The sequence below is a fragment of the Pseudomonas sp. S44 genome (assembly GCF_016624805.1).
GTDB classification, from domain to species: Bacteria; Pseudomonadota; Gammaproteobacteria; order Pseudomonadales; family Pseudomonadaceae; genus Aquipseudomonas; species Aquipseudomonas machongensis.
Genome location: NZ_JACVTY010000005.1, coordinates 70,168 through 94,673 on the forward strand (window position 1 = coordinate 70,168; position 24,506 = coordinate 94,673).

Sequence of the window (24,506 nt, forward strand, 5' to 3'; positions counted from 1 at the left end):
TGAAACGAGACGACCACTTGTGGCTCCGCCCCGTGGCAACGGTGTTTCCCGCCCTATTCGAGTGACCAGCAATGAGCTTTTCAGGCAAACCCGCCACGGTTGTGGAACAGACCATCGAGAACAACGGCTTTTGGCCGGACCTCTCGCTGGCTGAATACCAGAAGGCTTACCGCCTGCCGGGCGAGTACCTGAGCGACGTGCTGGTCACTCAACTTGAACTGGCCATGGCCGAGGCGAACCAGGATCTGCGCAAGCTGGCGAACAGCTGGAAGAGCCTGGGCATCACCGAGGTGGCCACCGCTGACCCGCTGCTCCTCGAGGAGCGCGCTTTCAAGGTGAAGCTGTACAAGCGCGCCGTGTACTGCCGGGCCAAGGCGACCGCCCTGACCGACTACGCAACCGTCACCCGGCGCGAAGTCGCCGAGAACACCGGCAAGGAAGCACCCGAGCGGGCCGACCAGTACCTGGCTTTCAGTCAGCAGGCGATCCGCGCCCTGCAGGGTCGCAGCCGCATCACGGTATCGCTGCAGTGAACGGTCTCAAGGGACTGACCGCCTACCTGCTCGAGCGCGAGCTGGTACCGGAGGAGCAGCTGGAATCGTACAGCGAGCAGGTGGACCTGCACCTGGTCTGGGCAGAGACCGAGCGCGGCCTGCACATGGGCGACATGCGCTATCGCGCTGTGATCAACCTGGAGCGGTTCAACGGCCACCCCGGGCGCCTGATGGCCCTGGTGGGCAGTTGGCTGGAAACCCACGATCCGGACCGCCATCGGCATGAACTGCCGGCGCCGGCGTTTGCGATCGAGCCGCTGGACCTGGACAACGATCTGTTCGACGTGGAGCTGGTCCTGGACTTTGTCGAGCCGCAGTACTTGGCCGAAGACGACAACGGCGAGATCGAGGCCTTCGGCAGCACCTGGTCATTCATTCCGTTTGACCTGTGGCTTGCCGAGCAAGGCGAGGTGATCCGCCGTGGCGAGTAGGGTTTTCTCCCAGGACGTGCGCGGAATGCTCAGCGTCCAGGAACAGCTGGCTCTGCTCAAGCTGCCGCCGCAGCTGCGCCGGCGCCTGCTCAACCGCGTTTCCAAGCGTGTGCGCACCCTGAGCAACAAGCGGATCCGCGCCCAGCAGAACCTGGACGGGACGCCGTTCGTGCCGCGCAAGCGCAAGGAACCCGGGCAGAAACGCATGGAAGCCGGCCTGGGCAAGCTCCTGCAGGTGACCCGCGTGGACCAGGACGAGGCCGTCCTGGGATGGCGCAACGGTCTCACCAGCTGGGTCGCGGCGCAGCAGCACAACGGGGTGTCAGAGCGCCGCACAGCGCGCCAGATGCGCAAGTGGAACAAGGTCGAGCCCGGCGCCAAGTCCACGCCCAAGCAGGCCAAGCGCCTGCGCCGCCTGGGCTTCCGTGTGCGCCAGGAAGGCAAGAAACGGCTCACCCGCCCTCCCGTCGCCTGGATCCTCGAGCACGTCAGCTTCATGCAAGCCGGCCTGCTGATCCGCGTCCTGGACGAGGAGCAAGGCGAAACCACCGGTGCCGAGAGCTGGGAAATCAAGCTCCCGAAACGCCAGTTCCTGGGGGCGAGCGCCCAGGAGTCCAGCGCCCTGGTCGCCCAGGTCATGGAACAAATCATCCATTCACCCCGCTAACGAGGCACCCCATGGCACTCGGCAAAGTCAGTACCAACAATCTCAATCGCGGCCAGGGCGCCGTGACCGAGATTGAGCGCTATTTCCTTTTCATCGGCCCCGCCGGCAAGAACGTCGGCAAGCTGCTGCCGCTCAACACCGACAGCGACCTGGACAACGACCTAGGCGCTGCAGGCAGTGACCTGAAAACCCAGGTCATCGCAGCCCGGGCGAACGGCGGCGACCGCTGGGCCTGCCTGGCTGCGCCGATCGGCGCTGAGGGCGACTGGGCCACCGCCCTGGAGCTGGCCCAGCAGCAGGGCTTTTCGGTCGAGGCCGTGGTCATCACCAAGCCGGTGACCACCGGCACCGAACTGCTGGCCATGCACACGGCCGCCGAGCAACTGAACGCGAAGTACGGGCGCCGTTCGTTCGTGCTGGCCGCGTCCGCCGGCATCCTGCCGACCGCGACTTGGTCCGAATACCTGGTCGAGCAGAAGGCGATCACCGCCGGCATCGCTGCGCCCCGGGTTGTCGTCGTGCCGCAGCTGCACGGCAATGACCTGGGCGTGCTGGCCGGGCGCCTGGCCAACGCGGCCTGGAGCATCGCCGACAGCCCAATGCGCGTGGCCAGCGGTCCGCTGCTGGGTCTGGGCGCCGTTCCCCAGGACAAGGAAAACGTCCCGCTGCCGTCTGCGATCCGCAGCGAGCTGGACAAGTCGCGCTTCTCCGTCTCCCAGACCTACCCAGACTACGAAGGCGTGTACTGGGGCGACGCCAACCTGCTGGACACCGCTGGCAGCGACTTCCAGGTGCTGGAGTACCTGCGCCTCGCTGACAAGGCTGCGCGCCAGGTTCGGCCTTTGCTGATCCGTCGCATTGGCGATCGTCGCCTGAACAGCAGCGCCACCAGCATGGCCACCAACACCATGGCCCTGATGGCGCCGCTGCGCCGGATGGCCAAGGCGGTGAAGTTCGCCGGCGAGGTCTTCCCAGGCGAGATCCAGACGCCCAAGGACGGTGACCTGGTCATCGTTTGGAAGAGCCGCACACAGGTCGAGGTCTTCCTGCAGATCCGCCCACACAACTGCCCCAAGGACATCACCGCGAACATCGCGCTGGACCTTTCCCAGGACGCCCAGGAGTAACCCCCCATGGCCAAGATCAGTGGCAAGAACTTCGATATCACCGTGGGCGATCTGATGATTCACGTCGAAACCGCGACCCTCGATATCACCGACAACAGCGCCGTGGCGCAGACCAAGGGCGTGCCAGACGGCTGGGTCGAGGGCGACGTGGCCGCCAGCGGCGAGCTGGAGCTGGACACCACGAACTTCAACCTGGTGATCGAGGCCGCCGGCAAGGCCGGCAGCTTCCGCGAGCTGGAGGCCTTCGATCAGCTGTTCTATGCGAAGACCCCCACCGACGAGATCCGCGTGGAGGCCTTCGGCTGCAAGTTCAAGGTCTCCAGCCTGCTGAACATCGACGCCAAGGGCGGCGAGAAGTCGAAGCACAAGCTGCCATTCGATGTCACCAGTCCGGACTTCATCCGCATCAACGGCGTGCCGTACCTGGCCGCCCGCGAGACTGAGGGCCTGAGCTGATGGTCTGCCCTTTCGACCGCGCCCAGGCGCTGGAACAGCGTCAGCGTGACCAGGCGATCGCCGCTGCTCGAGGCAACGGGCCGGCGACAGGGCCAAGCCTCACCCATTGCGACGATTGCGGCGACGAGATCCCGGAGGCACGCCGCGCCCTCGGCGGCATGACCCGCTGCGTTCCGTGCCAATCCACTTTCGAGAAAAGGGGCCAGCGATGAGCACGAACCAGGCCGCACAGGACACCGCGATCGCGCTGGCCAAGGCCTCGCCCGCGATCGGAGTCGCCGCCACCGGCGTGACCGGCGCCGTCGATTGGTCGGCGGTCGCCTACATGCTGACGGCGGTTTACATGGTGCTGCAGATCCTCCTGCTGGTTCCCAAGTACCGCCAGATGCTGCGTGACTGGAGGATCAAGCCATGAGCCTGCGTAACAAGATCCTGACCGGTGCTGTCGCCCTGGTGCTGAGCAGCAGCACGCTAATGGCGTTCCTGGGCAAGTGGGAAGGCGAAGGGCAGAACGTCGCCTACGCCGACAAGCTTGCCCGGGGCCTGCCGACCGTCTGCAAGGGCATCACTCGCTACACCAGCCCGTATCCGGTGATCGTCGGCGACTACTGGTCGCCGGCGCGCTGCGCCGAGGTCGAGCAGCTGGTGACGCGCAAGGGGCAACTGGCTCTGGCCGACTGCCTGACCAATGAGAGCATCAGCCAGAACACGTTCGATGCGCTGTCCAGCCACGGCCACAACGTCGGCACGCCATCGACCTGCGCAAGTCGCGCCCTGGTGCTGATCAACCTCGGGCGTATCAAGGAAGGCTGCCGGGCGCTGGCCTGGGGCGCCGATGGGCGCCCCGTGTGGGCCTACGTCACCGACGCCAAGGGCCGCAAGGTGTTTGTACCCGGACTGCACGCCCGGCGCCTCGAGGAGGCCGCCCTGTGCGCGGCCTGATCGCTCTGCTGGCCGTAGTCCTGGTCGCCGGCGTGGCCTGGCTTGAGTTCGCGCATGTGCTCGAGCAGCGCGACCACGCCCGATCGGAGCGCGACACAGCACAAACGGAAGCTGCAGGGCTGCGCGAAGCGGCACACCTCACCGGGCAGCGCCTGGCGATCGTTGCCGCTAACGACGCCCAACACTTTCAGGAACTGACCGATGCCCTCAAACACAACCAGGATCTGCGCCTTGCTGTTGATGATCGTGATCAGCGGCTGCTCGTCAAAGCCACCTGCCCCGCAGTGCGTACCGGCTCCGGTACCGGCGCCGCCGGCGTGGCTGATGCAGGCCCCGCCGAACTCGCAGCAGACGCTCGATCGGATTATTTCACCCTCCGGGATCAGCTCGCCCTCAGCCAGAAAATGATTCTCGGCCTGCAGGGCCACATCCGCACCCTTTGCACGACCCCACCCACTACAGGAGCAACACCGCAATGACCGAACGCGCTGAAATCACTCTGGAAATCGGCGGCGAAGACTTCGACTTCGTCATGGATACCGCCCTGGTCACCAAGTACATCAATGGCCTGACCCAGGCGAACAAGGTTGCCCCGTCCCACAACCTGCTGATGAACGCCGTGGTCCAGGACCAGAAAGCGAAGCTCAAGCCGCTGCTGTCGCACCCCACCACCGCGATGGAAATCGCCGGCGCCCTGGTTGAAGAGTTCTCGCCGAAGGTCGAGGTCGTCGTAAAAAAGCGCTCGAGCACGCTGAGCGCCTGACCGAGGACGGCCTGGGCCAACTGCTGGCCCTGGGCGAACGCTGGCTACCCGGTGCCGCCCCGACGCCCGAGAACCTGGGCACAGCCAAATGGCTGGAGGACGAGCACTGGCGGCGGATGGAAATCGCCATAGCCAACGGCATCGCACGAGCATTCAACGGAAGCTGACCACCCCATGAGCGCGAACAACGCATCCAGCCGCCTGGACTTCATCTTGTCGCTGACTGACAAGGTCACCGCGCCCCTGGCCAAGGTGACCAAGGGCTTCAGTGACCTGGCGGAGAAGGGCGAAGCCAACATCAAGCAGATCGGTACCGGCGTGGCGGGCCTGTGGGGCTCGCTGACCGGTATCGAGGGATCGCTGGCACCTGCCCTGGAGGTGAATCGCGCCCTGGGCGATGTTCGCTCGCTGGGGGTGGCCCAGGACGCCCTGGACGCGCTCAACGCCAAGTCCTTGGACTTTTCCGTTGCCTACGGTGAGAACGCCGCGTCGTTCGTCGCCTCGGCGTACAAGATCGAAGGCGCCATCAAAGGCCTGGCCGGCTCCCAGCTGGCCACCTTCACCAACACCAGCAACGTACTCGCCAAAGCCACCAAGTCCGATACGGCGGTGATGAGCGAGTACGTGGGCACGTTGTACAACCTGCAGAAGCAGCAGGCCGACGCCATGGGTAAAAGCCAGTGGGTCGAGAAGCTGGGCGGCCAGACCGCCCTGGCGGTCCAGCTGTTCAGGACCAGCGGCGAGCAGATGAAAGACGGCTTCAAGGAAGCGGGCGCGATCGCTACCGCCTCGGGCATCGACCTGGCCGAACAGATGGCAGTCCTGGGCAGCCTGTCCAGCACCATGGAGAGCGGCGACGCCGGCGGGCGGTACAAGGCGTTTTTCGAGAACATCGGCAACGCCTCGGACAAGCTGGGGATCAAGTTCACCGACACCAACGGCAAAGTCCTGCCGATGCTCGACATCCTGGCCAAGCTGCAGGGCAAGTTCGGGGATCTGCGCAACGCTGCCGCGAACAGCAAGCTGGTCGAGGCCTTCGGAGGCGAAGGTGCCCAGGTGATCGGCGCCCTGGCCCAGGACACCAACCGCCTCAAGAACGGCATTGACCAGCTCGGCAAGGTGCGGGGCCTGGAGCAGGCCGAGAAGATGGCCGCAGCCATGGTCGATCCCTGGCAGCAGCTCGGCGCGGCGGTCCAGTCGCTGCGCATCGCCTTCGGCCAGGCGCTGATCCCGATACTGCAGCCGCTGATGACGCGCCTGGTCGATATCGGCAAGACGCTGACCCGCTGGACCCAGCTGTTCCCGAACATCACCCGGGTGATGGGGATCGCCACGCTGGCCACGCTGGCCATCACCGCCGCGATCAGCACGCTGAGCATCGTGGTGGGCCTGAGCAAGATGGCCATGCTGGGCCTGAACGTCGTCTGGACCCTGCTCACCTGGACCGGCTGGCGCAGCATCGCGATGTTCGTCGCCCACTCCATCCAGTGCGTGCTCCTGGTTGCGCGAGTGCTCGCCATGATCGCGGTCATCGGCCTGGCCAAGGGCGCCATGTTGCTGTGGCAGGGCGCTATCTGGCTGGTCAACGCCGCCATGATGGCCAACCCCGTGGGGCTGGTGATCGCTGGCATTGCCGCCTTGATCGCCCTGGTCGTGGCCGCTGTTGTGTACTGGGACGAGTGGACCAGCGCGCTGGTGAACACCCAGGCGTTCCAGTGGGTCGCTGACCAGCTACACCAGTTGGCCAACTGGTTCGGCTCGATGGGCGGCTGGGGCGCCATGGCGCAGTCCGCGTGGGACGGCATCGTGGCTATCTTCCAGAAGGCCATCAGTGGCCTGATCGACATGCTGAACAAGATCCCGGGCGTGAACATCGAGACCACTTTCGGCGACGTGCCTACGCCGCCCAACGTGCCGCAGATACCCAGCCAGACTGTGCCGGTCGGTGTCACGCCCATGCCAGCGCCGGCACTGACGCTGCCCGAGCCCCGGGCACTGATGACCGTCCAGCCAGAGGCCCCGCTGATGGCCGCGCTGCCAACCGCGGCTGTGCCGCCGGCGCCGGTGGCCAAGGTGCTCGAGCAGCAGCCCAAGACACTGCCAGGCGCAGCACTTGCGCCGGCGGCGATTGCTCCGGCCGCAGCGCTGCCACCTGCAGTCGAACCGATCGCGCCGCTGCTCAAGCGCATGGAAGCCCTGCCGGCGGCGCCGGTCCAGGTCGAGGTGGCTGCGCCGATCGAGCAGGCAGAGCGTAGCCGCGAGCGTCTGGCCCAGGCTGCGCCAAGCATCACACCCGTTCGGCCCAATGCGGTGCCCCAGGGCGGGCTGATGAAGCAGATCCAGAACAACACACAGAGCCAGGATCGACGCATGCACGTTGAAAAAGTGGAGATCAACAACGGCAGCAAGCCAATGACCCCGCTTGAGCTGGAAAACATGATCGGCATGGCGGTGGGCTGATGAGCGAGTACATCGACCTACTGATTCAGGACAACGACCTGGTCCTGGATCCCTCCCGCCAGCCGCTGCTGATCGAGGACAGGGCCAGCATCGCCCAGGACATCGCCCACATGATCCGCGAAAGCGGGCTGCTGGTGACCCTGGTGGCCGAGCGCAGCCGCCAACGCCAGGCCGATTGCATCCTGCAGCTGGAGCTGCTGGTGGAAGACGACGAACGCCTGGTACCGGGCACCGCCCGGATCCTCGAGGACCGGCCAGGCGTGTACCTGGTCACGGCCAAAACCCTGAAATTCGGCGATATCGAGGTGTTTCTGTGAGTGACGTAGATTTCCGCCGGGCGCTGAGCGATGCCGGCATTCCGACGACCGAGGCAGGCCTGCGCCAGGCCTGGGAGGCCGAGGTGGCCGCCCAGGGCAGCAAGCTGAGCAATACCAGCGCCTACAGCCCATTCTGGCGGGTCGTGACCGCGCTGGTGACCAAGCCTGTCATGTGGCTGCTGACGTTCCTGAGCGACACCGTCCTGCCCAACTTTTTCGTCAAGACGGCCAGCGGCGCCTGGCTGGACACCTTGGCGTGGGCGGTGAACACCGAGCGCAAGGGCGCAACAAAGGCCCAGGGTGTGCTGCTGTTCACCCGCGAGAACACCGCCGGCGAGCTGCAGATGCCCGCCGGCGTGGTCGTGCAGTCCGCTGCGATCAACGGGCACGTCTACCAGCTGGTGACGATCGAGGACGCCACGTTCCCGGACGGGCGCTTGCAGGTGTCGGTCAAAGTCAGCGCCCGCGAGGTCGGCAGCGGCTACAACCTCGCCCCGGGTTACTACGCGATCCTGCTCGAGCCGGTACCGGGCATTGCCCAGGTCATCAACGCCGACGACTGGATGACGGCACCTGGTGCGGATCCTGAGCCCGACGACCAGCTGCGCCTTCGCGTGCGCAACCAGTTCAGCGCGGTGAACCAGTGGCACACCGACGCCGTGTATCGCGCCATGATCGCCGCGTTCCCGGGCGTGCGCCCTGATGGGATCTACTTCGAACACGGCGCGCCACGCGGTCCTGGCAGCGCGAACGCCTTTGTGCTGTTCGACGCCGGCGTGCCGGCGGAATCGTTCCTGGAGCAGATCAACGCCCACATTCGCGACGGCGGGAACCATGGCCACGGTGACGACCTGGTCGTGTTCGTGATGCCGGAAACCCCTCACGCCATCAGCGTGACTGTGTGGCCCCGGCCAAACCTCACCGCCCTGCAGAGGCAGGCCCTGCAGGACAACATCGCGCTATTCATCCGCGCCGCGTTCCGCGAAAGCACAGCCAGCGACTACCGCCCGACCCTGACCTACCCGCAGTCGCGCTTTTCACTGAGCCGCCTCGGTGAGGAGCTTCACCAGGTGTTCCCCGAAATCGAGTCGCTGCGCTTCGCCGGCGAAGACATCGTGTCGCAGCTGGATATCCCCCGCATCGCCAGCCTGCAGGTGACGTTCGCATGATTCGCATGAAACTGCCGTTCTGGCTCGGCGGCGCCGAGCTGGCAAAGCTCACCGCAGCGGCGCAGTCCTGGTGGGAAAAGGTGAAGGGCTGGGTCCAGTGGCCGCTCCTGCAGGCCGACGCCGAGACCTGCCACCTGACCATCCTCGATCTGATGGCCTGGCAGCGGGATATCACCCGCTTCAACAACGAGCCCGAGGGCTTGTATCGCCTGCGCGTGAAGTACGCCTTCATCAACGCCGTGGACGCCGGCAGCACAGCCGGCCTGAAACGCATCCTGCGCCGCCTTGGCGTGGGCTACATCGAGATCGACGAGCGCATGCCCGATCGGGACTGGGACGTTGTGCTCCTGCGCCTTTCCGACTCGCAGTTGTCGGAGAACCCCGAGCTGCTGCGCGTCCTGGTGCAGCAGTACGGGCGTACCTGCCGCCGCTATGACTTCGTGTCGATCACCCCTGTGACGCTGCGCTTGCTCGCAGCCGACTTCAACGACGACCAGCAGACGCTGGTCGCCAGCCTGTAGGAGCCCGCCGTGGCCAGAATCACCCTCGCCGGCGAAAGCCTGATTGCCCAGAAGCAGGGGGCAAAGGAAGTCCTGCACATCGCCCGCTTCATCTACGCCAACGTGCCCGGGCTGGATCCTGCAAAGCCGATCGACCGCGCTGCAGCGAAGCCGCCGGCGGCGCAGATCGTCCACACCTACGAGATCCCGGCAGGGAACAGCGGGTACGTGAACCCGAACCAGGTCGTCTACAGCTCGATGCTGGGCAGCGATATCGGCGACTTCGACTGGAACTGGCTGGGCCTGGAGTCCGCTGAGGGCGTGCTGTTCGCCGTGGCCTATCTGCCCCTGCAGCAGAAGCGCCGCAACATCCCACCGGTGCAGATCGGCAACAACGTCACCCGTAACATCCTGGTCGAGTACAGCGGCGCGCAGGAGCTGACCGGGATCACCATCGATGCCAGCACCTGGCAGCATGATTTCACCGTGCGCCTGGCCGGGATCGATGAGCGCGAGCGCCTCAGTAACCGCGACGTATATGGGCGCGCCTGTTTCTTCAATGATGCGCTGCAGGTGATCGGCACGCCCGCCACCGGGTACCAGGTCAAAGCTGGCACGGCGTACGTCGAGGGTATTCGGCTCGACGCCAGAGCGGCATCGATCCTCCCGCCAGCGCTGCCGACTACCGCCTGGCTGGATGTAGTCCTTGAACGGCAGCTGAGCGACGTGGTGGCTCGCTGGACGGTGGTGTTCGGCGGCGCGAACGCGTTCGGCGACTGGAAAGATGCAGTAGGGGTTCAGCACTACTGCGTGCCGCTGGCCGATCTCAGCGCTGCAGGTGTCGTCGATCGGCGCGGCGTGGAAGTGATCGATGGACCGCTGGTCAAGCATTTTGCCTCTGCGCGATCGGTCGCAGAGGTCCGCCAGCGCGTCGCCGACCTCGAAGACGGCACCACCCCAGCGGGTAAAGCCCACCGGTGGGCCTCGGCACGCCGGGTGGCATTTCTTGGCGATGCAACCGGCCAGGCCGAAATCGACGGTTCGATTAACGTGGGTATTCGACTGACCCTGGCCGATCTCGGCGTTACGCCTGGCGCCTGGGCAAAGCCCGTCGTGAACGCCAAAGGGCAAGTCATCGGTAGCGAGCTGCTGCTGCCGAGCGATATCCCTGCACTCGACTGGAGCAAGATCAACAGCGGCAAGCCCACCACGCTGGCCGGCTATGGCATCACCGATGCCCTGCACACCGGTCATTCGGGGCAGGTGCCCCGCTTCTATTCCCCAGTGCCTGGCGAGACCTATCAAACGCCGGCGCTGGAGATCCGGGAGGTGGGGTTGGTCGAGAACGCCAGCGGGGCATTCGAGTACGCCCCCCGCATCGGTTTTCATTGGGGAACGGTCGCCGCAGGCACCCTGGCCATGACTTCCGCCGGCGAGCTGTATTGGAACGGCAACCAGGTATGGCATGCCGCTACCTTTGATCCCAGCAGCAAGGCTAACAAGGCCACTACGCTGGCCGGATACGGGATCACCGACGCGATTCGGCGGGGTGAGGTAGGGCTGGGGTCCAGCACCGCCCCGGTGAGTCCGATCGACTCCCCCGGTTTGCCGGGTGGTTTCCATGCCTTCACTGACGGCCCCACCTCGCTTGTGAACTACTGCAGCGTCCTCGTAATGCCGTACGCAGCCGGCACGTACTCCGCTCAATTGGCTTTCCAGCAAGGCGGCCCGAATGTGCGGATGCTTGCGCGCTCCACAAAGAATGACGGCAACTGGACCCCCACCGTCGAGCTGTACCACACGGGCAACCTGAACCCAGAAGTGATCTTGCCGGTGGGCAGCCTGGTCACTTCGTTCAGCAGAACCGCGCCGCCCGGATGCCTGCGGACCAATGGCGCGGCAGTCAGTCGAACGACCTTTTCCCGCCTCTTTGCCCAGATCGGCACCCTGTTCGGGGCCGGTGACGGCGTGAATACCTTCAACTTGCCCGACACACGGGGCTTGTTCATTCGCGACATGGATGATGGCCGTGGGTTCGACGTAGGGCGGGTGCAAAGCACCTTGCAGTACAGCCAGAACCAGAGCCACAACCACTACGCCGTCACGGGCGAAAACGGTTGGCACTACCACCCGGGGTCGTCGGTATCCATCGGTGAGTCCGGCACTCACCCTCATACCCTTCGTATGGGTAGCAACGACGTAGCGGGCATCTATCCAGATTTGGTCGCCCCGGGCGGTGGGCCAGTGCGTTCCATCCAAGCTGTAGATCCAGGCGGAAATCACGTCCACAGTGCGTCTTTGGTCATGCTGGGGGACGGCGTTCATGCCCACACCGTCACCGTCGATCCGTCAGGCGGCAACGAATCCAGGCCTGTGAACATGGCCCTGTACACCTACATCAAGTATTGAGGCATTCATGACAAAGACGAAGACCGTCTACCAGACCTCCCCGATGGGCCTGTTCACCGGTATTACCGAAGCGGAAGAGTCGCCGCTGGAGCCTGGCGTGTTCCTTATCCCCGGCGGGTGCGTAGAGACTCCCCCACCGCTCATTCCTGATAACAAGGCGGCTCACTGGGACGGCAAACAGTGGCAGCTGGTGGACTACTTCAAAGGCCTGGTCGTGTACAGCATCACCACCGGCGAGCCCCTGACGTTGGACGGTATGGGAGCGATCCCGTCCGGCTACACGATGAAGAAGCCAGCACCAGACCAGGTCTGGAAGAATGGCGAGTGGGTAGACGATACGAACGCCATCCTGGCCAAGCTGTACCAGCAGAAGCTGACAGAGGTGAATGGCGGCTGCAGCCAGTACATCGAGGCGGGCTTTAGCTCCAGCGCCCTGGGCGAGGCCTTCCGCTACAGCAGCGCCCTGGAGGACCAGGTAAACCTGACCGGCCTGATGTTCAGTGGTCTGGACAGCGCCTATCCGTGCACCGGCCCGGATGGCGTGCGCGCTTTCCGGGACCACACCCGCGAGCAGTTGCTGCAGGTGAACAAGGACCTGGTGCTGTTCAAGCAGGCCGCGCTGCAGCACGCCGATCAGTTGAAGCGTGACCTGGCCAAGGCACTGCAGGACAAGAAGCTCAAAGCGATGCGCGCCATCACCTGGACGGCGCCGGCATGACCTGGTCGCCGGTCACAATGCGCTGGCCCACCGAATCCACCAGATGGATGGACCAGCTGAGCGGCGCCAAGGCGCTGGCCGATCGCGAGCTGGCCAGCACCGGCACGCGCCTGGCCGACCTCGAGGCGGTGACCACCACCAACCCGGGGCCAGTCGGTGCAGCAGCCAAGGGGCCGAGCGAGGCCGGACGCCAGGCCATGGCCGAGCAGCTGAGCGAGCCGCCGGCGTGCCTGGTCGTGACACCGTTCCAATCCGGTATAGGCCAGGGGCGCGGGCACCAACGCTTTCTGTCAGCACCGAACCTCCTGCAGGCGCTGGCCAACAAACTCACCGACGCCACCGACGCGGCCCGGCCCCAGGGCGAGCAGCACGCCCTGTGCATACTGTTCCTGGCCACCCGCTACGACCAGTTGGCCGCAAGTCTGGGCCGCTTCAATGCACTGATGCCGGTCCCGGAGCTGGTCCGCGCCGAGCGCCGCGCCGATCACCTGGCCAAGCTCGAGGCGGAAAAATGGCAGATCCCCCAGGCCGGCCCGCTCCCTCGCTGGCAGCCGCTGCCCCTGGAGCGCTGCACCGTCGTCAAGGCCGCCCAGCGGTCCATGGCGGGCCAGTTGGCCGTCCTGGAGAGCTACGCGGCGGACAGCTCACCCATGGCAGACCTGAGCGCGCTGGCCAGCCGCAAGGCCGAGCAACAGCGCAACCGTGACAAGCAGCTGCAGGATCTGCAGCAGTCGCTGCAGGATCGCCAGCCGGACACCGCTACACGGGCCAGGGCGATCGGACCAGGCAGCAACGCCGAGCTGCGCCGCCTGCTGCTCGAGCACGACGCCCCGGGGCACGAGTGGGTCATCTGTGCCGGCGTCATCATGGTGGGCTCACAGAAGGGCCTGAGCTTCGTGCGCGAACTGGTGGGCCTATGACACTGCTCCTGCTGGACGGTACCGCGATCCAGGGCAAAGGCCTGAAAGTGACCGCAAACCTGCGCATCGAGGCGGACGACCTGTCCGGGCAAACCAGCAACACAGAGACGGCGCACAAGGGCTTCAAGCCCAAGACGCTCACCGTGACGCTGAACATCCCGTACAAGAACGCCGCCTGGCTGCGCGATCTGATGCGCGTGGCCGAGGCCACAGAGGGCGGTGGCCAGCTCAAGACGTACCGCGTCGTGAACGACACCGCCGCCGCGTTCGGCATGCGCCAAGTGCAGTTCGCCGAGGGTGTGAGCGCCCGCGAAGACGACATCCTTGCCATGTGGCGCATCCAGTTCGGGCTGACGGAGAAAAAGTCGAACCCGGAGAAGGTCGAGAAGCGCAGCGCCAAGGGCACCGTCACCGCTCAATCCGGTACCGGATCCGCCGTGGGCGCTGCTGGTGGAGGAGGAGGTGGGGACGATGGCCAGAAGCAGGGGCTGACTGGCTTTGAGGCGACCCTGAAAAAGGTGGATGACTGGCTTGGGGGAGGCAAATGAAGCTCCACCAAGTTCTGAGCGTGGCCGGGGTCGGATATGACCTGGTCAAGGCAGACGTACGCCTCGAGCTGCGAAACCCGGGCCGGGCGACGTTCACGGTCCAGGCCGACCAGCCGTTGAAAGGCCTGGTGGCCTTCGACCTAGGCTACAACGACAAGCCACTGCAGCGGCATTTCCTGGGCTACGTCGAACGGAGTACTGCAGCGAACTCGAAACAGCAGGTGCTGTTCTGCCGCGAGCTGGCGGCGATCCTGGCCAAGCCGATGCCGATGAACCTGCGCCATGTGGATCTACGCGCCGTGCTCGAGGAGGCCAGTCGCCAAACCGGGCTGCGCTTCCGCGTCCCCGATCGGCCCTACGCCTCGAGCCGGGCGCCCTACTTCTACAGCCTGGCGGCGGGCTACCAGGCGATGGAAAGCCTGGCCCAGGTCTACGACATTCCCGACTTCATGTGGCAGCAGCAAGGCGACGGCGAGGTGTTCGTGGGTAGCTGGGTCGATAGCTATTTCGGCGTACGTCCTGCGCTGCAGCTGCCCGTCGAGCTGTTCGACAGCTACCAGGGCAACCAGAGCGCCATGATCGCGGCCCTTCCCGGGCTGCGACCTGGAGCAACAATCAACCAGGGCGAGCGCGTCACCCACGTGGCCCTCGCCGGCAACCAGATGGCCATTCGATGGAAGACGCAATCCGCCGCGCTGTAGAGCGCCAATTCCCCGAGATCACCGGGGGTTATCACCTGCCGCGCTTCGGTCGCGTGATCGCGGTACCGGACGCGCCGGCGGCGCCCGGGCTGTGTGACGACTTCCGCCCGCGCTTCGGCGTGGATGTCCAGGTACTGTTACCAGACGGCGAGCCGGATCCGGCGCTGCCAGTGTTCACCAGTCTGCCGCTGCCAGCGCCGATGGGCGGCCAGGAAGCTGGCATGTTTGGCTTCCCCGAGGAGGGCACCACGGTTGTGGTCTCGTTCGCTTACGGCCTGCCGCACAAGCCGTTTATCCAGCAGATCCTGCCGCATGGCCTGAGCCTGCCCCGGGTACCGAAGGGCGACCAGGTCTGGCAGCACAGCGAGGCCTGCCAGCAGCGAGTGGACGCGGACGGCAACTGGCTGCGCCAGACGGATGGAAAGATCCAGGACAAGGCGATCGAACGCCAGGTTGAGGCCATCGCCAACACCGAGCAGTTCCAGAGCCACACCAGGAACGTGGATGACCATTCCACCGAGACGGTGGGCGGGGTGAAGAAGGTAGAAGCCCTAGGCGCGCTCAAGCTGCTGTCCGGCGGATCCGCAAGCCTGGCCGCTGTCGATGACCTGCACCAGGCCACCGGGCGCGATCTCAACTTGGTGGTTGGGCAGAAGCTCAATGCGACGATCGGTGGTGACTACCAGGAGCAGATTCAGGGCCTGCGACGGAGTGTAGTCGCTGTGAGTCAGCGCCTGCAGGCGCCGAAAACGTGGCTAGGGTCGGGAGGAGTGAACGTGCTGCAGGTGCTGTGCGACCTCCTAGATATTGTCGAGCAGATGAACTTGGAGCTGGCTGGGCACACCCATGCGTCGAGCCCCTCGCCGAACAATGCCGGCGCATTCACTACCGCCAGCACCGCCACGAAGTCTCTCGGTCTCCAACTCAAGCCCATCACTGCTTAAATCGAAATCAGACCAGATCAGCGCATAAGAGTAGCAGGCCCCGATATTTTCGGCCCTGCTCCTTTCATCTTTGATTGATTGTTGCGACATCCTTTGTGTGGCAAGTGCTGTTATCGTGAACATCTTAATTTATAAAACCCAGCGCCTGCCTTAATTCTCATCCTTTCTTGTCGGGTATCCGGAAATCCCGAAACCCCTCAATATATTACGCCTTCCATCCATGCTCGCACCCAAGTATTCGATATACTTACTCAAGCGCCTTGACTCGGTATCATAGCCAGGCCAAAAAAAAGGTACATTTTGATTAGACAGACTTTCGATAAATGCTATATGGGTAAGCGCTAGAAAAATTCTATAGAAGTTCGCAGGGCGATTGAAATCATTATCCAACAGATGCAATATAACATGCCTATTAAACCCAAGCTGACCGCTGCAAGAGTCTTTATATAGTACGTTTTTGAAAAAAATAAGAAAACAATTTATCACGTCGGCTTGAGGGCATATGTGAGTATAAAAATCAACCTCAACATCATCACACCCATATACTCCCGGATGCCAAGAATATTTGGCTACCCGGCGAGAGCCCCACTCCTTCAGGATCTGTTTCAGACGCTTTGCGAATATATCACTACTAACATTCGCTCGATCTACATTGAGAACTAAACTCTGGACGTTCCTCAACCCTCCTTCAAATACCGGCAAAAGAGACATAATAGCTATATGATCTAGACCCATGTAAAAGGCCTCTATAGCTTCGAATATTATAAGGCGATAATCTTTTAGGGCTTCACTATTAGAAAAATACCGTAAAAAGTACGTAATCAATAGCTCAATTTCAACTATATCTTCAAGCCACTGATCTACGGCCTGATGTGGCTTAGGAGACCTATGCGCTTCATACAAAGTACTTGAAAGTTGACCTTGCCCGAGATACAGCGGGACTGGAGATGCATATTCCAGCAGAACCATTTGAGTGTTTGTCAGTCTTCCAGACCGCTTGTTATGAAAACTGACAGGTCTTTCCAAAAGCAAAAAAATATTATTTCCACAATAAATTTCAAAAGCTGGCTTTTCGATGGAAATCGCTACAACCGATACAGGCACCCCTTCATTTCTCGCAAACGAATCAACAATGATTGATGGGTCAAGCTTTGGCAGCCTGCATAGCTTCTTTAAGGTCTTTTCATACTTCATCAATCGCCCCTCAAATTGTTCGACATCGAGTCATAGCTCTAGCGAGTTATGATTTTCAGCATTCAAAACCATGTGCTGGTAGAGAGTTATTTTGTCTTCATGCACATTGAGCGACTTCAATATCGCTACAACGTCAGCCCGTGCAGACTCACCGTAAAAGCCATCGCAATTTCTCACCCCATATGCAAGAGCATCCATCAGACCCAAAACCTTGAGGGACATATCAAAGCCTGGCTGCATATCAAATAAAGCACTAACACCTTGATCCAACTTAGCGGTATGCGTGATTAGCTCTTTAAGGTGGTAGCGAACTTGGACATCATATTTTATCGCCACATCAACAAAGAAATCCTCAAGCAAAGGAGCTTTGAAACTTGAAGGTATATTTGCCCCTGGTGGCTTTTTTTTCATATCGATAGCATTAAGAATCTCGAGCAGCTCTAGCATAGAAATCTGCATGAGATGTCGGAGCCTATGAACATCTTCATCAATACAGACCATCTTACTATTTCTAGAGGATTTATCCTTTAACTTATCTCGGACCACATTAATCACGAAGCCGACTACCACGCCAACTAAGCCAGCGCCGTAAGGCAGCAGCACTTCTAAACTACTCTTAGACTTACTGGTCATTCCTAAATAAAACAGGCACTGATCGAAATCTACTATATCCATGAATTCTACTTCTCCTACTATTCATTGGGACCGGGCTAGCTACAGAAGAGAGACCTACTGGTGGGCAATCGCCATCATAGTATCGTCTGGCACTATCTGCGCCATCCCAAACTGCACGTCAAACCCCTAAAATCAGTGTTGATAAAAAATTGGCATCTAAAAACCACTTATCCCCCTCCCGCCGACGCGCTTTGCCTCGCGAAATAGTGCAACGGCCAAGGCTGGTGCAATCCCAGCCCAGGGCAGGCGCTGCACGGGCCGCCTGGCGTACCAGGGCATTGCACAGCGTGCAAAGAATTGAAGATCTGTGCAGCTCGGTACAGTTGAATGTGTCCACAATGTGTCCACACCGAATTCGAATACCCTTCCCCAATGTCGGTAAATATTCAATAAAATCAGGTGAATCGAAGATTTAATCAGCCGGCACGGGGGATTTTTTCGGGCTCATAATCCTTTGGTCCACGGTTCGAGTCCGTGTGGGCCCACCAGATACGACAAAGCCGCGCATCAGCGCGGCTTTTTTGCATCTGGCGGCAAGCAACCCTCAGCCGGTAATCCCCTCCAGCGTCACCTCCACCAACGCCTCTACATACGCCGCTTCCAGCGGCTCACCGGAAAACAAAATCCGGTACACCAGCGGGGCCATCAGTCTATCGACCACGCGATCATTGCTCGGAACCGGCTCACCGCGTGCCACTGCGCGTTCGAGAATCGCGCCAAACTGTGCCGTGGCAATCTCCAGGCAGCGTCCGGAGCAGCCGCCACCAGCCGCCAGCAAGTCGAGCACCGCGGCGCGGCCGGGTACCGATGACGTCTCTTCCATGTACTGGATGCCCCAGGCGAGCAAATCTCCAGCCAGGCTGCCGGTGTCGGTCGGGCCGCTGTCCGGACGGATGCGCTGCAGCGCAACGTCACCCAGCAGTTCGTTGAGGTCGCCCCAGCGTCGATAGATGGTCGAAGGCGTTACTCCGGCGCGGGCAGCGATCAGCGGCACGGTCAGTTCGCCACGCTCGCGCTCCTCCAGCAGCTGATTGACCGCATTGTGGACCGAGGCCTGGACCCTCGCACTACGCCCGCCTGGACGCACGCCCTGATTGATCGCCATATGCACCTTAACGCAAAGAGTTTGCTTTTATCTCGAAACAGGTTCATCGTCTGCAAAAGCTAACTCTTAGCCTTTGCGAGAGCAACCATGAGCGATACCTTACCCAAAAGCATGCGCGAACGCCGCAACGGTCTGTCTCGCGCTGCCTCCCTGTGGTTATTGGGGGCGATACTGATCGCCTTCTCGGCTGCGGCCAGCGCGCCGACACCTCTCTACGCCCTCTACCGCGAAACCTGGGGCTTCTCGCCGGCCTTGCTGAGTGTGGTCTTCAGCATCTACGCGGGCGGTTTGCTGCTGACGTTGCTGGTGTGCGGCTCGCTGTCCGATCACATCGGCCGGCGCCCAGTGATAGCAGCCGCCTTGGCACTGGAGGTGTTGGCCATGGCGGTATTCCTGCGTGCAGAATCGGTCGAGGCGTTGATCGTCGCCCGCTTGCTGCAGGGCTGCGCCACAGGGCTTGCTACCAGCGTGCTGGGCGCGGCGTTGCTGGATTTCGACCGTGAGCGCGGGCCGCTGCTCAACAGCGTGACACCGATGCTGGGCCTGGCCCTTGGCGCTTTGGGCAGTAGTGCGTTGATGCAGTTTTCCGGCGAACCGCTGCACCGGGTGTTCCTGGTTCTGTTGGGGATCTTTGCGTTGTTCGCGTTGGTGCTGGCGCGCCTGCCGGAAAGCATCAGCCGTCAGCCCGGTGCATGGGCCTCGCTGCGGCCACGGGTGCGGATTCCGCCGCAGGCCCGGCGGGCCTTCTGGCGGATCGCACCGCTGAATGCGAGTCTCTGGGCATTGGGGGGCTTCTACCTGTCGCTGGGGCCGACGCTCGCGCGCCAGGTCACAGGGCTGCAGGCACCGTTGGTCGGCGGTACCCTGGTCTTTCTCCTCACCAGTTGCGGCGCGCTGGGCATCTTCGCCCTGCGCAACAGCGAGGCCCAGGTGATCCTGCGCCGCGGCAGCCTGGCATTGGTCACCGGCCTGCTGCTGACCCTGATCGGCGTGGACTGCGGCCTGGCCTGGCTGTTCTTCCTCGGCACCGCAGTCGCCGGCCTGGGCTTTGGTGGCGGATTTCTCGGCGCCTTGCGCTCGGTCGTGCCGCTGGCCCTCGCTCACGAACGCGGCGGGCTGATGGCCGGGTTCTATGTGCTGAGTTACCTGGCCTTCAGCCTGCCGGCAGTTGCCGCCGGCATCGCCACCCAGCATGTCGGGCTGGTCGTTACCACCAATGCCTATGCCTGTGTGTTGCTGCTGGCGGCAGTCATGGTGCTTTTGTCGGGCAGTCGCAGCAATCGTTCGCCTGCAGCTTCGGTCGGCTGAACCTCACGGCAACCGTCAGCGCTGCAGCAGCGTCGCCTGCCTTGGGTTGTAGAACGTCGTGTCGGCGGGAATGTCGCGGGTGACCAGTGACATCGCACCGATCACCACGTTGTCACCGATGCGCAGACGGTCGGCGATGATGCAACTGTTGGCGCCCAGGCTGACGTTGTCGCCGATCTCCAGCGCGTAGTGCTCCAGCCCCAAGGTCTTGATACCGATCGTGCAGTTCTGGCGAATGAAGAAATTGCGCCCGATCCGTACATGCCGAGTGATGACAACGCCTGGCAGATGGGCGATGCGCAACCCAGGCGCAATCTGCGCGCCGATGTCGATGTCCAGCGCATACTTCAGATTGAGTCGCTGCTGCATGCCGCGGGCATGCCGGCGGGCAAGCCCCCCTTTGCCGTCCAGGTACTGAGCCAGACGGTAGGAAAACAGGAAGCGCAGCTTGTTATCCCTGCGCGACCGACGCAGGACGTTACTTAGCAAACTGACCAACCGTCCCGGCTTCTTTTTGTTGGAGACTTCCAGTCGCCAGCACTCCAGCAGATGTTCGAAGGTCAATGCCGGTTTCCCCTGCGTTATCAAAAGCCCCAGCGTAACAAGGTTTTCCAGAAATACTTCAGCGGCGAGCGCAGGTGGCGCCCCCAGTTCTGCTGCCACTGCGCATCCTCATGCCGGGCGACACGCGCATCCTGGGAGGCGGCAGTGCTGATGCGGCGGAACAGCATCGGGTAGGCGCAGTGCTGCTTGATCCGTCGCTTGAACAGGCTGTCCAGCGTTCTACCGTCGTAGGGCGCGGCAACCAGCACTCGACAGCCTTCCTGGGAAAGAATGTACGCATGCGGTGCACTGACCCGCCCACGGGCGATGAATGGAAACCAGGTCAGCCAGGTGCGGCCCATCGTATAGCCCAGGTGCAGGCTCTCGAACGGCCGGGTGGCGATGAAGCGGTTGATCCAGTTGATCGACGTGGCACGCCAGTCGTAGGGCTTGGCATCGTCCTCGAAAATCAGGATGCGCTGCCAGCCGTGCTCCAGGGCCATCAGCGCCAAGGCGCGATGGGACTCGTAGTGGCCCCGAATCGGGTTGATGTCCTTGTCCCTGAGGTGGAAGACCAGTGGATTGCCAATCCTGCTGCCCACTTCCCGCATGAAGCGCTCGCGGCTGTCCTGCCGATCGCGCAAGGAAACACAGAACGCCGCATCGACGTCGAACTTGAACAGGCTGGACACGTGGCACCTACAGCTAGGCAGAGGGGATTTCTGGCGTCAATTCTTTAGCGAGAATGATTATCAAATACCAAGTGCCGCATCATAATACGCACCCGCTCAAGGACAGAAGTGAAATCGATTTAATCATTTTGCCATCATCGTGCGAACGGCTCATCTTGCCGCCCGAGCCCAGGTCTGGCTAGGCTAGCGCACCCATTGCAGAGATTTGTCATGCCGGACTCCCGCGCCATCGCCCTCGACGAAATCGATCGTCAGCTCATTGCCCTGCTGCAGATCAACGCCCGCGAAAGCGTCGCTACCCTCGCACGCCAGCTGGGCATCGCCCGCACCACCGTCACGTCGCGCCTGGCGCGCCTGGAAAAGCACAAGGTGATCACCGGCTACGGCGTGCGCCTGGGCCAGCGCCTGGTCGGGGGTGGTCTGCAGGCCTATGTCGGCATCACGGTGCAACCACGATCAGGGCGCGAAGTGGTGCGCCGCCTGTCGGCGATGGGGCAGGTACAGCAGCTGTGCGCGGTGAGTGGCGAGTTCGACTACGTTGCCTGGCTGCTCAGTGACTCACCGGAACAGCTGGACCAGTTGCTCGACCAGATTGGCAGCCTGGAAGGAGTGGAAAAGACCACCACCTCGATCATCCTGAGCAGCAAGGTGGATCGCGGGCAGCCTGGATAGGCGTTTGTCATAATGCGAACCCTGATCGTCATATCGACATATCAGCCTGCATATCGACGCCACTATTGCTCTTAATTACGAACGCCACGCTTCATAAAATGACCGCCACGCATTTCCTATACTCAGGCTCCGCCCTCAGCGCAGCCGCTCTGGCAAGGTCATCAGATGAACAAGAAAAACCGCCACCCCGTCGACGGCAAGCCGCCGGTCACCATCTTCGGCCCTGATTTTCCCTTCGCCTTCGATGACTGGCTCGAGCATCCCGCAGGCCTTGGCAGCATTCCCGCTGAAAGGCATGGCGAAGAAGTGGCGATCGTCGGTGCCGGCATCGCCGGGCTGGTGGCGGCCTACGAGCTGATGAAGCTGGGCCTCAAGCCGGTCGTCTACGAAGCCTCGAAGCTCGGCGGGCGCCTGCGCTCGCAGGCCTTCAACGGCACCGACGGTATCGTCGCCGAGCTGGGCGGCATGCGCTTCCCGGTATCGTCCACCGCGTTCTACCACTATGTCGACAAGCTCGGCCTGGAAACGAAACCCTTCCCCAACCCGCTGACCCCGGCGTCGGGCAGCACGGTGATCGACCTCGAAGGCCAGACCTACTACGCCGAGAAAGCCGCCGACCTGCCGGCCCTGTTCCACGAGGTGGCCGAAGCCTGGGCCGATGCGCTGGAGGACGGCGCACGCTTCGGCGAGATTCAGCAGGCCATCCGCGAGCGCGACGTACCGCGCCTGAAGGCCCTGTGGGATACCCTGGTGCCGCTGTGGGACGACCGCACCTTCTACGATTTCGTCGCCACCTCCAAAGCCTTCGCCAAGCTGAGCTTCCAACACCGGGAAGTGTTCGGCCAGGTCGGTTTCGGCACCGGCGGCTGGGATTCGGACTTCCCCAACTCGATGCTGGAAATCTTCCGCGTGGTCATGACCAACTGCGACGATCACCAGCACCTGGTGGTCGGAGGTGTGGAGCAAGTGCCGCAGGGCATCTGGCGGCATGTGCCGGACAGCACTGCGCACTGGCCGGCCGGCACCAGTCTTCGCTCGCTGCACGGCGGCGCGCCGCGGGCCGGGGTCAAGCGCATCGCCCGTGCCAGCGATGGCCGCCTGGCGGTTACCGACAACTATGGCGACACCCGCCACTACGCCGCCGTGCTCACCACCTGCCAGAGCTGGCTGCTGACCACCCAGATCGACTGCGAAGAGTCGCTGTTCTCGCAGAAGATGTGGATGGCCCTGGACCGCACCCGCTACATGCAGTCGTCGAAGACCTTCGTCATGGTCGATCGCCCGTTCTGGAAGGACAAGGATCCGCAGACCGGCCGCGACCTGCTGAGCATGACGCTCACCGATCGCCTGACCCGCGGCACCTACCTGTTCGACAACGGCGACGACAAGCCGGGAGTGATCTGCCTGTCGTACGCATGGATGAGCGATGCGCTGAAGATGCTGCCGCATCCGACCGAGAAACGCGTGCAGCTTGCCCTGGATGCGCTGAAGAAGATCTACCCGAAAACCGACATCGCCGGGCACATCATCGGCGACCCGATCACCATCTCCTGGGAGGCCGACCCCTACTTCCTCGGCGCCTTCAAAGGCGCGCTGCCAGGTCACTACCGCTACAACCAGCGCATGTACGCGCACTTCATGCAACAGGACCTGCCCCCCGAGCAGCGCGGCATCTTCATCGCTGGCGACGACGTGTCCTGGACCCCGGCCTGGGTCGAAGGCGCGGTGCAGACGTCGCTGAATGCGGTGTGGGGTATCATGAACCACTTCGGCGGCAAGACCCATGCTGACAATCCCGGGCCGGGCGACGTGTTCCACGAGATCGGCCCTATCGCCCTGCCTGACTGAGACGAGGAGGCGCTCATGCGCATCGCCCTGTTCCAGGGAGCGCCCAGGCCACTGGACGTGCCCGGCAATCTAGAACGCCTGCAGCACCAGGCACAACTGGCCGCAGCGCGGGGCGCGCAACTGCTGGTGTGCCCGGAGATGTACCTCAGCGGCTACAACATCGGCGCCGAAGCGGTGCAGCGCCTGGCCGAACCCGAAGACGGACCGTCGGCCATGGCGGTGGTGGAGATTGCCCAGGCGCAGCGCATCGCCATCGTCTATGGCTACCCGGAGCGGGCGGAGGACGGCTCGATTCACAACAGCGTGCAACTGATCGACGCCCACGGCCGCAGCCTGTGCAACTACCGCAAGACCCACCTGTACGGCGAGCTGGACCGCTCGATGTTCAGCCCGGGCGCCAACCACTTTCCGGTGGTCGAGCTCGATGGCTGGAAGCTGGGGCTGCTGATCTGCTACGACATCGAATTTCCCGAGAACGCCCGGCGCCTGGCGCTTGAGGGTGCCGAGCTGATCCTGGTGCCGACCGCGAACATGACGCCCTACGACTTCGTCTGCCAGGTGACCGTGCGCTCGCGGGCGCAGGAGAACCAGTGCTATCTGGTATACGCCAACTACTGCGGGGCTGAGGCTGATATCCAGTATTGCGGGCAGAGCAGCATCATCGGCCCGGACGGCAGCCTGCTGGCCATGGCCGGACGCGAGGAATGCCAATTGCTGGCCGACCTTGAGCACGAACGGGTGGTGAAGGGGCGTGAGGCGTTTCCGTATCTTGCGGACCTGCGGCGGGATCTTCACCGCGGTCAGGATTGAAGCCGACGGCAAAGGCTCGGGTTCACCGACGAA

General features: G+C 62.8%; 30 protein-coding genes. 25 read left to right on the forward strand and 5 right to left on the reverse strand.

The features are described from left to right. Positions 1-71: 71 nt before the first annotated feature. The 21 genes from IAE40_RS06380 to IAE40_RS06475 are packed head-to-tail and all read left to right on the forward strand — an operon-like array spanning position 72 to position 15,626. Complete coding sequence (locus IAE40_RS06380; protein WP_200602857.1) at positions 72-533, forward strand: head completion/stabilization protein; 462 nt, start codon at positions 72-74, stop codon at positions 531-533. Then, positions 530-985, forward strand: coding sequence for a phage tail protein (locus IAE40_RS06385; RefSeq protein ID WP_200602858.1), 456 nt, complete (start codon positions 530-532; stop codon positions 983-985). Before IAE40_RS06380 ends, IAE40_RS06385 begins: the two co-directional genes overlap by 4 nt. A 25-nt stretch (positions 986-1,010) precedes the next feature. After that, on the forward strand, positions 1,011-1,652 hold the full coding sequence (locus IAE40_RS06390) for a phage virion morphogenesis protein (RefSeq protein ID WP_200602859.1): 642 nt from the start codon (positions 1,011-1,013) through the stop codon (positions 1,650-1,652). Between the two features lie 11 nt (positions 1,653-1,663). Further along, the gene (locus IAE40_RS06395; protein WP_200602860.1) at positions 1,664-2,779 is read left to right on the forward strand and encodes a DUF2586 domain-containing protein; all 1,116 of its coding nucleotides are present in this window, start codon (positions 1,664-1,666) and stop codon (positions 2,777-2,779) included. Positions 2,780-2,785: 6 nt separating this feature from the next. Beyond that, positions 2,786-3,235 carry a DUF2597 family protein gene (locus tag IAE40_RS06400; RefSeq protein WP_063541478.1) on the forward strand — a complete coding sequence of 150 codons (450 nt, stop codon included), beginning with the start codon at positions 2,786-2,788 and terminating at the stop codon, positions 3,233-3,235. Next, positions 3,235-3,447, forward strand: a complete 213-nt coding sequence (locus tag IAE40_RS06405; RefSeq protein ID WP_200602861.1) for a TraR/DksA family transcriptional regulator — start codon at positions 3,235-3,237, stop codon at positions 3,445-3,447. Before IAE40_RS06400 ends, IAE40_RS06405 begins: the two co-directional genes overlap by 1 nt. After that, on the forward strand, positions 3,444-3,650 hold the full coding sequence (locus tag IAE40_RS06410; RefSeq protein WP_063541474.1) for a hypothetical protein: 207 nt from the start codon (positions 3,444-3,446) through the stop codon (positions 3,648-3,650). The genes IAE40_RS06405 and IAE40_RS06410 overlap by 4 nt, the downstream gene beginning before the upstream one ends. Continuing rightward, entirely contained in the window at positions 3,647-4,177 is a 531-nt protein-coding gene (locus IAE40_RS06415) for a lysozyme (RefSeq protein ID WP_200602862.1), read from the forward strand. The genes IAE40_RS06410 and IAE40_RS06415 overlap by 4 nt, the downstream gene beginning before the upstream one ends. Continuing rightward, positions 4,165-4,656 (forward strand): lysis system i-spanin subunit Rz, encoded by a 492-nt coding sequence (locus tag IAE40_RS06420; protein WP_200602863.1) that lies wholly within the window; start codon positions 4,165-4,167, stop codon positions 4,654-4,656. The genes IAE40_RS06415 and IAE40_RS06420 overlap by 13 nt, the downstream gene beginning before the upstream one ends. After that, a complete protein-coding gene (locus tag IAE40_RS06425; RefSeq protein WP_063541468.1) occupies positions 4,653-4,940 on the forward strand; it encodes a putative phage tail assembly chaperone in 288 nt (95 codons plus the stop codon). The genes IAE40_RS06420 and IAE40_RS06425 overlap by 4 nt, the downstream gene beginning before the upstream one ends. 20 nt (positions 4,941-4,960) lie before the next feature. Next, on the forward strand, positions 4,961-5,107 hold the full coding sequence (locus IAE40_RS26020; RefSeq protein WP_407682495.1) for a DUF6890 family protein: 147 nt from the start codon (positions 4,961-4,963) through the stop codon (positions 5,105-5,107). 7 nt (positions 5,108-5,114) lie between these two features. Continuing rightward, a complete protein-coding gene (locus IAE40_RS06430) occupies positions 5,115-7,400 on the forward strand; it encodes a phage tail tape measure protein (protein WP_200602864.1) in 2,286 nt (761 codons plus the stop codon). Further along, positions 7,400-7,717 (forward strand): DUF2590 family protein, encoded by a 318-nt coding sequence (locus IAE40_RS06435; RefSeq protein WP_063541464.1) that lies wholly within the window; start codon positions 7,400-7,402, stop codon positions 7,715-7,717. The genes IAE40_RS06430 and IAE40_RS06435 overlap by 1 nt, the downstream gene beginning before the upstream one ends. Beyond that, entirely contained in the window at positions 7,714-8,886 is a 1,173-nt protein-coding gene (locus IAE40_RS06440) for a baseplate J/gp47 family protein (RefSeq protein ID WP_200602865.1), read from the forward strand. The genes IAE40_RS06435 and IAE40_RS06440 overlap by 4 nt, the downstream gene beginning before the upstream one ends. Beyond that, positions 8,883-9,407 (forward strand): phage tail protein, encoded by a 525-nt coding sequence (locus IAE40_RS06445; RefSeq protein WP_200602866.1) that lies wholly within the window; start codon positions 8,883-8,885, stop codon positions 9,405-9,407. The genes IAE40_RS06440 and IAE40_RS06445 overlap by 4 nt, the downstream gene beginning before the upstream one ends. 9 nt (positions 9,408-9,416) lie before the next feature. After that, positions 9,417-11,795 carry a phage tail-collar fiber domain-containing protein gene (locus IAE40_RS25875; RefSeq protein ID WP_200602867.1) on the forward strand — a complete coding sequence of 793 codons (2,379 nt, stop codon included), beginning with the start codon at positions 9,417-9,419 and terminating at the stop codon, positions 11,793-11,795. Positions 11,796-11,802: 7 nt separating this feature from the next. Next, a complete protein-coding gene (locus IAE40_RS06455) occupies positions 11,803-12,513 on the forward strand; it encodes a DUF4376 domain-containing protein (protein WP_200602868.1) in 711 nt (236 codons plus the stop codon). Then, positions 12,510-13,433: a hypothetical protein gene (locus IAE40_RS06460; protein WP_200602869.1), complete on the forward strand. Its 924-nt coding sequence runs from the start codon at positions 12,510-12,512 to the stop codon at positions 13,431-13,433. The genes IAE40_RS06455 and IAE40_RS06460 overlap by 4 nt, the downstream gene beginning before the upstream one ends. Beyond that, on the forward strand, positions 13,430-13,981 hold the full coding sequence (locus IAE40_RS06465; RefSeq protein WP_200602870.1) for a baseplate complex protein: 552 nt from the start codon (positions 13,430-13,432) through the stop codon (positions 13,979-13,981). Before IAE40_RS06460 ends, IAE40_RS06465 begins: the two co-directional genes overlap by 4 nt. Then, positions 13,978-14,682, forward strand: coding sequence for a hypothetical protein (locus IAE40_RS06470; RefSeq protein WP_200602871.1), 705 nt, complete (start codon positions 13,978-13,980; stop codon positions 14,680-14,682). The genes IAE40_RS06465 and IAE40_RS06470 overlap by 4 nt, the downstream gene beginning before the upstream one ends. Further along, positions 14,655-15,626 carry a hypothetical protein gene (locus IAE40_RS06475; RefSeq protein WP_200602872.1) on the forward strand — a complete coding sequence of 324 codons (972 nt, stop codon included), beginning with the start codon at positions 14,655-14,657 and terminating at the stop codon, positions 15,624-15,626. Before IAE40_RS06470 ends, IAE40_RS06475 begins: the two co-directional genes overlap by 28 nt. Positions 15,627-15,776: 150 nt before the next feature. On the opposite strand, the gene IAE40_RS06480 is transcribed toward IAE40_RS06475, so the two are convergent. The 3 genes from IAE40_RS06480 to IAE40_RS06490 form a co-directional block, all read right to left on the reverse strand. Next, positions 15,777-16,820, reverse strand: a complete 1,044-nt coding sequence (locus IAE40_RS06480; RefSeq protein ID WP_200602873.1) for a hypothetical protein — start codon at positions 16,818-16,820, stop codon at positions 15,777-15,779. Positions 16,821-16,850: 30 nt separating this feature from the next. After that, a complete protein-coding gene (locus tag IAE40_RS06485) occupies positions 16,851-17,495 on the reverse strand; it encodes a hypothetical protein (RefSeq protein WP_200602874.1) in 645 nt (214 codons plus the stop codon). Positions 17,496-18,039: 544 nt separating this feature from the next. Continuing rightward, positions 18,040-18,600 (reverse strand): TetR/AcrR family transcriptional regulator, encoded by a 561-nt coding sequence (locus tag IAE40_RS06490; RefSeq protein WP_197889805.1) that lies wholly within the window; start codon positions 18,598-18,600, stop codon positions 18,040-18,042. Positions 18,601-18,687: 87 nt separating this feature from the next. Between IAE40_RS06490 and IAE40_RS06495 the strand changes: the two genes are divergently transcribed. Continuing rightward, entirely contained in the window at positions 18,688-19,908 is a 1,221-nt protein-coding gene (locus IAE40_RS06495; RefSeq protein ID WP_234465080.1) for an MFS transporter, read from the forward strand. Between the two features lie 15 nt (positions 19,909-19,923). Here IAE40_RS06495 and IAE40_RS06500 read toward each other — a convergent pair whose 3' ends face one another. Together IAE40_RS06500 and IAE40_RS06505 are read right to left on the reverse strand one after the other, a co-directional pair. After that, positions 19,924-20,472, reverse strand: coding sequence for a serine acetyltransferase (locus tag IAE40_RS06500; RefSeq protein WP_197889804.1), 549 nt, complete (start codon positions 20,470-20,472; stop codon positions 19,924-19,926). A 20-nt stretch (positions 20,473-20,492) separates the two neighbouring features. Beyond that, complete coding sequence (locus IAE40_RS06505; RefSeq protein WP_226938331.1) at positions 20,493-21,143, reverse strand: hypothetical protein; 651 nt, start codon at positions 21,141-21,143, stop codon at positions 20,493-20,495. Between the two features lie 210 nt (positions 21,144-21,353). On the opposite strand from IAE40_RS06505, the gene IAE40_RS06510 reads away from it, so the two are divergent. The 3 genes from IAE40_RS06510 (at position 21,354) to IAE40_RS06520 (ending at position 24,473) form a co-directional block, all read left to right on the forward strand. Further along, positions 21,354-21,815, forward strand: a complete 462-nt coding sequence (locus IAE40_RS06510; protein ID WP_054892204.1) for an Lrp/AsnC family transcriptional regulator — start codon at positions 21,354-21,356, stop codon at positions 21,813-21,815. Between the two features lie 165 nt (positions 21,816-21,980). Next, positions 21,981-23,663: a flavin monoamine oxidase family protein gene (locus IAE40_RS06515; RefSeq protein ID WP_200602875.1), complete on the forward strand. Its 1,683-nt coding sequence runs from the start codon at positions 21,981-21,983 to the stop codon at positions 23,661-23,663. Positions 23,664-23,678: 15 nt separating this feature from the next. After that, the gene (locus tag IAE40_RS06520) at positions 23,679-24,473 is read left to right on the forward strand and encodes a carbon-nitrogen hydrolase family protein (protein WP_200602876.1); all 795 of its coding nucleotides are present in this window, start codon (positions 23,679-23,681) and stop codon (positions 24,471-24,473) included. The last annotated feature ends 33 nt before the right edge of the window (positions 24,474-24,506 follow it).

Bases quoted from the DNA above. Each gene is read 5' to 3' on its own strand.
- IAE40_RS06435 (WP_063541464.1), top strand. From the start codon at position 7,400: ATGAGCGAGTACATCGACCTACTGATTCAGGACAACGACCTGGTCCTG.
- IAE40_RS06390 (WP_200602859.1), top strand. From the start codon at position 1,011: ATGCTCAGCGTCCAGGAACAGCTGGCTCTGCTCAAGCTGCCGCCGCAG.
- IAE40_RS06455 (WP_200602868.1), top strand. From the start codon at position 11,803: ATGACAAAGACGAAGACCGTCTACCAGACCTCCCCGATGGGCCTGTTC.
- IAE40_RS06485 (WP_200602874.1), bottom strand. From the start codon at position 17,495: ATGGATATAGTAGATTTCGATCAGTGCCTGTTTTATTTAGGAATGACC.
- IAE40_RS06400 (WP_063541478.1), top strand. From the start codon at position 2,786: ATGGCCAAGATCAGTGGCAAGAACTTCGATATCACCGTGGGCGATCTG.
- IAE40_RS06425 (WP_063541468.1), top strand. From the start codon at position 4,653: ATGACCGAACGCGCTGAAATCACTCTGGAAATCGGCGGCGAAGACTTC.
- IAE40_RS06495 (WP_234465080.1), top strand. From the start codon at position 18,688: ATGAGCGATACCTTACCCAAAAGCATGCGCGAACGCCGCAACGGTCTG.
- IAE40_RS06460 (WP_200602869.1), top strand. From the start codon at position 12,510: ATGACCTGGTCGCCGGTCACAATGCGCTGGCCCACCGAATCCACCAGA.
- IAE40_RS06405 (WP_200602861.1), top strand. From the start codon at position 3,235: ATGGTCTGCCCTTTCGACCGCGCCCAGGCGCTGGAACAGCGTCAGCGT.
- IAE40_RS06430 (WP_200602864.1), top strand. From the start codon at position 5,115: ATGAGCGCGAACAACGCATCCAGCCGCCTGGACTTCATCTTGTCGCTG.
- IAE40_RS06510 (WP_054892204.1), top strand. From the start codon at position 21,354: ATGCCGGACTCCCGCGCCATCGCCCTCGACGAAATCGATCGTCAGCTC.
- IAE40_RS06490 (WP_197889805.1), bottom strand. From the start codon at position 18,600: ATGGCGATCAATCAGGGCGTGCGTCCAGGCGGGCGTAGTGCGAGGGTC.
- IAE40_RS06470 (WP_200602871.1), top strand. From the start codon at position 13,978: ATGAAGCTCCACCAAGTTCTGAGCGTGGCCGGGGTCGGATATGACCTG.
- IAE40_RS06465 (WP_200602870.1), top strand. From the start codon at position 13,430: ATGACACTGCTCCTGCTGGACGGTACCGCGATCCAGGGCAAAGGCCTG.
- IAE40_RS06410 (WP_063541474.1), top strand. From the start codon at position 3,444: ATGAGCACGAACCAGGCCGCACAGGACACCGCGATCGCGCTGGCCAAG.
- IAE40_RS06380 (WP_200602857.1), top strand. From the start codon at position 72: ATGAGCTTTTCAGGCAAACCCGCCACGGTTGTGGAACAGACCATCGAG.
- IAE40_RS06480 (WP_200602873.1), bottom strand. From the start codon at position 16,820: ATGAAGTATGAAAAGACCTTAAAGAAGCTATGCAGGCTGCCAAAGCTT.
- IAE40_RS06415 (WP_200602862.1), top strand. From the start codon at position 3,647: ATGAGCCTGCGTAACAAGATCCTGACCGGTGCTGTCGCCCTGGTGCTG.
- IAE40_RS06475 (WP_200602872.1), top strand. From the start codon at position 14,655: ATGGAAGACGCAATCCGCCGCGCTGTAGAGCGCCAATTCCCCGAGATC.
- IAE40_RS06445 (WP_200602866.1), top strand. From the start codon at position 8,883: ATGATTCGCATGAAACTGCCGTTCTGGCTCGGCGGCGCCGAGCTGGCA.
- IAE40_RS06520 (WP_200602876.1), top strand. From the start codon at position 23,679: ATGCGCATCGCCCTGTTCCAGGGAGCGCCCAGGCCACTGGACGTGCCC.
- IAE40_RS06515 (WP_200602875.1), top strand. From the start codon at position 21,981: ATGAACAAGAAAAACCGCCACCCCGTCGACGGCAAGCCGCCGGTCACC.
- IAE40_RS06395 (WP_200602860.1), top strand. From the start codon at position 1,664: ATGGCACTCGGCAAAGTCAGTACCAACAATCTCAATCGCGGCCAGGGC.